Origin of the sequence: Ectothiorhodospira mobilis (assembly GCF_016584115.1) — a bacterium.
Lineage (GTDB): Bacteria > Pseudomonadota > Gammaproteobacteria > Ectothiorhodospirales > Ectothiorhodospiraceae > Ectothiorhodospira > Ectothiorhodospira mobilis.
In genome coordinates this window covers 125,573-131,832 of the sequence record NZ_NRSK01000004.1, presented here as the reverse complement: position 1 = coordinate 131,832, position 6,260 = coordinate 125,573, and the positions used below count along the sequence as shown (strand labels likewise).

The following is a 6,260-nucleotide window of genomic DNA, read 5'->3' as shown; positions in this document are numbered from 1 at the left end:
ATGAATGGTACTCGCCATGAGGTCAGTCCTGCGTTGGATCATCGGCCACAATACTCAACCACTCCCGCGCATGAAACAGGGGGGCCTTATCATGCGGTATACAATCAAGCGAGACCCAACAATTATGCATTGGGGGAGCATTTCATCAGGGGCTGCCATAAGGGGTTCCTCGACGTTTCAAGTGGATTCGAGGATGGCCCCTGCGGGACTGGCGATCAGATAGATCATGGTCATGAAGGTGTTGGTGTTGCGATACCCACGGGCTCTGGCTCGGGCCGCCTGGAACAAGCCGTTCAGGCCCTCCAGGCGTGCATTGGTGTAGGTCGATGTCCAGCGACGTACGACCTGCTCTGCGTGAGTGGCCAGGGTCTGCAGCGCCTTGGCCATGGGCGCGAGGAGCAGGTTGTCGCCGACCAGTGCGCAGGCGTAGTTGATGAAGCGTGTGATCCGCCAGCGCGCCGCTTGTGGGGTGCTTGCTTGCCGCACCCAGCGCAGCCGCTCCTTGATGCGCCAGGCCGTCGCCGTATCCAACCCCTGTTCCAGTAGCTCGGCCATGGCATGCAGCTGGTTCGTCGTCAGATGATCGACCTCGCCCCGCTTCAGCACCGCCCAGCGCAGGTGCTTGGGCAGCGGCTTGACCCGTCCCTCGGCCTTGCGCACCTCATCGAGCGCCCTCGTGAAGGTCTGCACGATGTAGAACCAATCGACGGTGATTTGGGCATGGGTGAAGTGTCTCGGAACCGCCTTGAGGAAGGCGCGGACATGTCGCAGACCACCTCAAGGACGCGCTCCGGCGCCCCGTTGTGCGCCTTCATAAAGCAGCAGGAAAATGCCTCCAGCGTCTCTTTGCCATGCCCCGGAGTGACGAACAGGACCGGCTTGTCGCTCCGCTCCATGTCGATGAAGACCGTCACGTAGTTCTGCCCGCGCTTGCTGGCCGTCTCGTCCAGCCCCACCGCCTTCACCGAGGACAGGTCAAGCGCGGCGACCGCCTTGGCCACGTAGTGCTCCACCACGCGCCACAATCGCTTGTCGGTCTCCTCGATGATGCGCGCCGCCGCACTCACCGGCATCTCCCGAACCAGCGCCAGTGCCGCCTGTTCGAACAGCAGCGTGAAGGCGCTCCCCTTCCGGGCCCACGGCACCTCGGCCAATCGGACCCCGTGTTGAGGGCACTTCACCCGCGGTACCGATGCGTGGATGTAGCAGTGATGCTGAAAGAAGTTCAGATGGCGCCAGGTCTTCTCCTGGAAGTCGTGCGCCGGGCAAACCTCGCCACATTCCGGGCACGCATAGCGCGAACCCCGCTCAGCTTTCACCTGCAGATGCAGCTCGTGTGGCTGCTTATCCGTATCCAGGCGTTGCTCCACCAGCTCCCAGGGCGACTGTATCCCCAATCCCAGCAGAAGAATCTCGTTGCCATCCACAGCGCTTCCCCTCTACGTACTCGCGCTTACCCTGGCACAGCTACCCGGCCCAATTCCACTCGGAACGTCGAGGAGCCCCATAAGGTAGGGGAATAGTGCTTTATCCTCTGCGCCTTCAATATCAATCTTAATGACGTCCACTCTATCTATAGATAGTTCTCGCAGAATATCCAGGAGAGGTTTGCAGGTTATTCGAACCGTTCCTCCCCCGGAATTTCGACCAGCAATGCCCGCAGCGTGAGTAGTGATGCTGCTGCTGCCGAGATTTTTTGGGTCGAGATGTAGTTCAAGTTCTGCTTCAGTATCTCCGACTCCAACCTGGAGTGCATCGATTCGTGGCCAGTCCAGGCATCCAAACCGCGTTGCCTTTATATTAAATGTAAGTCGCTCAAAGGCGGGAGGGTTTGGTTCCATTGCTACGACGCGCCCGCGAGAATCCATATGCGTTGCCGCGGTCAGTGTGTATATCCCGACGTTTGCTCCAATATCCACAAAGGTTCCGCTTTTCGGAAGGTTGTCTATGAGTAATTCGCGTTCGCGCTTATCAAAGCGCCACGGCATGAAAACGAATTTTTTCTCAGAGTTGTTATCCCGAAGATAACATCTCATTTTTATTGAGCCTACGGCTACATCAATTGGTAATTGCCCCCATCCCAAAACCAGCTTTCGCACTAGCTGCGCAAGCTGCTGCCCGAACCAGTTCTGTGGCGCGCGCTGCGCGAAGGATATTAGTTTTCGAAAGACGGGGTTGGAAGTGTAGTAGCCATACTCTGATTCAATGTCTGGATTCATGGGCTGTTGAGACCTCGGTGATGTAGTGTCTAACATGCATGTTTATGCGGGTGAATGGGGTCTGTCCCCCTTTTTTCTGGTCACAATACTCAACCACTCCCGCGCATGAAACAGGGGGGGGCTTCTCTCGGGGTATACAATCAAGCGAGATCCAAAAAGGCGGCAGATCCCGGGGCTTTCTCCCATGATCCCGGGTCATGCCGGTGATGAGTCCCCCTCCTTCCCCAGAAACCCCTCCAGGTCCTCCATCATGTCCGGTGAGCCCACGTAGAAGGGGATGCGCTGGTGCAGGCTTTCGGGGGGGATGTCCAGGATGCGGCGGTGGCCGTCGCTGGCGCGGCCGCCGGCCTGTTCGGCGATGAAGGCGACGGGGTTGCATTCGTAGAGCAGGCGCAGCTTGCCGCCGGGGGCCTTCTGGGTGGGGGGGTACATGAAGATGCCGCCCTTGAGCAGATTGCGATGGAAGTCGGAGACCAGGGAGCCGATGTAGCGGGAGCTGTAGGGGCGGTGTGTGTCCGGGTCCACCACCTGGCAGTGTTTCATGTATTGCTTCACGCCGGCGGGGAAGTGGGCGTAGTTGCCTTCGTTGATGGAGTAGATGCGGCCCTGGCGGGGGGTGCGGATGTCCCGGTGGGAGAGGCAGAATTCGCCGATGCTGGGGTCCAGGGTGAAGCCGTTGACGCCCTTGCCGGTGGTGTAGACCAGCATGGTGGAGGAGCCGTAGATGATGTAGCCCGCCGCCACCTGGTGGGTGCCCGGTTGCAGGAAGTCGCTCAGGTCCGCCGGGGAGCCCCGTTCGCTGATGCGCCGGTAGATGGAGAAGATGGTGCCCACGGAGACGTTCACGTCGATGTTGGAGGAGCCGTCCAGGGGGTCCATGCAGAAGACGTATTTGGCGTCCCGGGAGAGGCCGTCGTCGAAGAGGGTGATCTCCTGGTCCTCCTCAGAGGCGATGGCGCAGCATTCCGAGGTGGCGCGCAGGGCAGCGATGAAGTGGTGGTTGGCAAAGAGGTCCAGTTTCTGCACGTCCTCGCCCTGGATGTTCACGTCCCCGGCGGCGCCCAGGATATCCACCAGGCCGGCCTTGTTGATCTTCTCGTTCACCACCTTGGCGGCCACGCCCACGTGGTGGAGCAGGCGGGAGAGTTCGCCCTTGGCGTAGGGGAAGTCGCCCTGGCGCTGGATGATGAATTCGTTGAGGGTGACGAGGGGATAGGTGCCGGTTGCCGTGGTCATGAAGGGGTCCGTGGACTGCCTGTAGTTGAGTGCTGATGCCGGGCCGGGGGCCGGCGCGGGATGGGGCGGGCCGCCATGGGGGTCAGGATATACCCTCGGGCGCGATGGGGGGACCCTTGCGGCCGGGGACGATGATGCACGGCACCATCGCCGGTAGAATGGCGCCGCCATCCTCCAGCGAAGGGAACATCCCCCATGCCTGCATCCCCTGATTCCAACGTACCGGCGCGCTCCGGCCTGTGGCGGCCGCGGCTGGGCCTGGTGGCGGGTCCGCTGGTGTTCGTCCTCATGCTGCTGCTGGGGCCGCCGGGGGATATGGCCCAGGCCACCTGGTCGGTGGCGGCCCTGACGGTGCTCATGGCCCTGTGGTGGGTGACCGAGGCCATCCCCATCCCGGCCACGGCGCTGCTGCCGGTGGCCCTGCTGCCGCCCCTGGGGGTGGGGGATATCGGCGCGGCGGCGGCGCCCTATGCCAATCCGCTGATCTTCCTCTTCCTGGGCGGGTTCATGATCGCCCTGGCTATCCAGCGCTGGAATCTGCACCGGCGCATCGCCCTGTGGATCCTGGCCCTGGCGGGGCGGCGGCTGGATCACCTGGTGGGCGGGTTCATTGCCGCCACGGCGGGGCTCAGCATGTGGGTGAGCAATACCGCCACGGCGGCGCTGATGCTGCCCATCGGGGTGTCGGTGCTCACCCTGCTGGAGGACCGGGGCCTGGCGGCGGGGCAGGTGCGCAACGTGGGCCTGGCCCTGCTGCTGGGCATCGCCTTCGGCGCCAACATCGGCGGCATGGCCACCCTCATCGGCACGCCCCCCAACGCCCTGCTGGCGGCCTTCCTTGCGGATCACTATGACCTGGAGATCGGTTTCGTCAACTGGATGATGGTGGGGCTGCCCCTGGCGGCGGTGCTGCTGCTGGCGGCCTGGTGGGTGCTGTGCCGCTGGGTCTTCCCCGTGTCCCGGGAGCCCTTCGCCGATATCGATGCCCTGCTGGCCGGGCAGCGGGCGCAGCTGGGGGCCATGAGCCGGCCGGAGCGGCGGGTGGCCCTGGTGTTCCTGGCGGTGGCCCTGGCCTGGATCCTGCGGCCCCTGCTGGAATCCCTGCTGCCGTGGCTGTCCCTCAGCGATGCCGGTATCGCCGTGCTGGGGGCCATGGCCCTGTTCCTTATCCCCGCCGACCTGCGCCAGCACCGTTTCCTGCTGGACTGGGAGGCCACGCGCCAGCTGCCCTGGGGCGTGCTGGTGCTGGTGGGGGGCGGTCTGAGCCTGGGCATGGCCATCGGTGACAGCGGGTTGTCGGAGCTGGTGGCCCAGGGGCTGGGCCAGTTGGCCCACTGGCCCGACTGGGTGCTGGTGGCGGCGGTGGCCCTGGGGGCCATGGCCCTGAGCCATGTCACCAGCAACACCGCCACGGCGGCCACGGTCCTGCCCCTGGCCACGGCCCTGGCGGTGAATCTGGGCCATCATCCGCTGCTGCTGGCGGTGCCGGTGGCCCTGGCCGCCTCCTGTGCCTTCATGCTGCCGGTGGCCACGCCGCCCAATGCCATCGTCTTCAGTTCCGAGCGGGTGACGGTGCCGGATATGGTGCGGGCGGGATGGCGCCTGAGCCTCATCGCCCTGGTGGCGGTGACCGGGGCGGTCTTCCTCCTGGCCATGCCCCTGCTGGCGGGGTGAGGCGCCTCAAGCGGCGCCGTGGCGCCAGAGGGCCCAGTGCACGTGTTCCCGCACCAGGGGGGAGGGGTGATGGCGCCTTGCTTCCAGGGCCCGGATCACCTCCGGGCCCGTGGGGGCGTTGCCCAGGGCCACCGCCAGGTTGCGCAGCCAGCGCTCGTGGCCCAGGCGGCGGATCACCGTGCCCGCCGTGCGCTCCAGGAAGGTGGCCTCGTCCCAGGCGAACAGGGCGATGGCGTCCGGGTCGTCCAGGCCGTGGCGCACGTCAAAGTCAGGCTCCCGGCTGTGGGCGGCCCGCCGGTTCCAGGGACAGACCAGCTGGCAGTCGTCGCAACCGTAGATGCGGTTGCCCAGCAGCGGGCGCAGGTCCTCCGGGATGGGGCCGGGGTGTTCGATGGTGAGATAGGAGATGCAGCGCCGGGCGTCCAGCTCCCAGGGGGCGACGATGGCCCCGGTGGGGCAGGCGTCCAGGCAGGCCCGGCAGCTGCCGCAGTGGGCCGAACCCGGCGGGTCCACCGGCAGGGGCAGGTCGGTGTAGAGCTCCCCCAGGAAATGCCAGGAGCCCCAACGCCGGCTCAGCAGGTTGGTGTGTTTGCCGATCCACCCCAGGCCGGCCTTCTGCGCCAGGGCCTTCTCCAGCACCGGGGCGCTGTCCACGAAGGCGCGGTAGCCGAAGGGGCCGATGGCGGCCTCCATGCGCGTGGCCAGGGTCTGCAGCCGCTTGCGCAGCACCTTGTGGTAGTCCCGCCCCAGGGCGTAGCGGGAGAGGAAGGCGGCCCCGGGGTCGTGCATCACCGCCCGGGCGTCCCGGGCCCGGGGGGGCAGGTACTGCATGCGCACGCTGATGATGCGCCGGGTGCCGGGTACCAGTTCCCCGGGGCGGGAGCGCTTGCTGCCGTGGCGGGCCATGTAGTCCATGTCCCCGTGGCGGCCCGCCTGGAGCCAGCGCAGCAGATGGGCCTCGTCTTCAGCCAGGTCCGTGTCGGTGATGCCCACCTGGTCAAAGCCCAGTTCCGCGCCCCAGGTCTTGATGTCATGGGCCAGTTGCTGCAATGCGGGGTCGGGGGTGTCCATGGTCTTGTCCGGGGCGGTCTTGTATCTTTTGCATTCTCCCATCCATGGCGGAAGGCTCAC

4 protein-coding genes and 1 pseudogene are annotated in these 6,260 nt (G+C 65.2%); 1 reads left to right on the top strand and 4 read right to left on the bottom strand.

The window, feature by feature from the left end:
* Positions 1-177 precede the first annotated feature (177 nt).
* The 3 genes and pseudogenes from CKO33_RS03185 to fbp all read right to left on the bottom strand — a co-directional run bounded on the left by CKO33_RS03185 (position 178) and on the right by fbp (position 3,455).
* A pseudogene (locus tag CKO33_RS03185) lies at positions 178-1,427 on the bottom strand (ISL3 family transposase).
* Positions 1,428-1,439: 12 nt separating this feature from the next.
* Positions 1,440-2,219, bottom strand: a complete 780-nt coding sequence (locus CKO33_RS03180) for an FkbM family methyltransferase (protein WP_200179220.1) — start codon at positions 2,217-2,219, stop codon at positions 1,440-1,442.
* 195 nt (positions 2,220-2,414) lie between these two features.
* A complete protein-coding gene (gene fbp / locus CKO33_RS03175) occupies positions 2,415-3,455 on the bottom strand; it encodes a class 1 fructose-bisphosphatase (RefSeq protein ID WP_200179219.1) in 1,041 nt (346 codons plus the stop codon).
* Between the two features lie 195 nt (positions 3,456-3,650).
* Between fbp and CKO33_RS03170 the strand changes: the two genes are divergently transcribed.
* A complete protein-coding gene (locus CKO33_RS03170) occupies positions 3,651-5,129 on the top strand; it encodes an SLC13 family permease (RefSeq protein ID WP_200179217.1) in 1,479 nt (492 codons plus the stop codon).
* A 6-nt stretch (positions 5,130-5,135) separates the two neighbouring features.
* On the opposite strand, the gene queG is transcribed toward CKO33_RS03170, so the two are convergent.
* Positions 5,136-6,200, bottom strand: a complete 1,065-nt coding sequence (queG, locus tag CKO33_RS03165; RefSeq protein WP_200179216.1) for a tRNA epoxyqueuosine(34) reductase QueG — start codon at positions 6,198-6,200, stop codon at positions 5,136-5,138.
* Between the last annotated feature and the right edge of the window lie 60 nt (positions 6,201-6,260).

Excerpts from the sequence above, each read along its gene's own strand:
- fbp (WP_200179219.1), bottom strand. The coding sequence starts at position 3,455 with ATGACCACGGCAACCGGCACCTATCCCCTCGTCACCCTCAACGAATTC.
- CKO33_RS03170 (WP_200179217.1), top strand. The coding sequence starts at position 3,651 with ATGCCTGCATCCCCTGATTCCAACGTACCGGCGCGCTCCGGCCTGTGG.
- queG (WP_200179216.1), bottom strand. The coding sequence starts at position 6,200 with ATGGACACCCCCGACCCCGCATTGCAGCAACTGGCCCATGACATCAAG.
- CKO33_RS03180 (WP_200179220.1), bottom strand. The coding sequence starts at position 2,219 with ATGAATCCAGACATTGAATCAGAGTATGGCTACTACACTTCCAACCCC.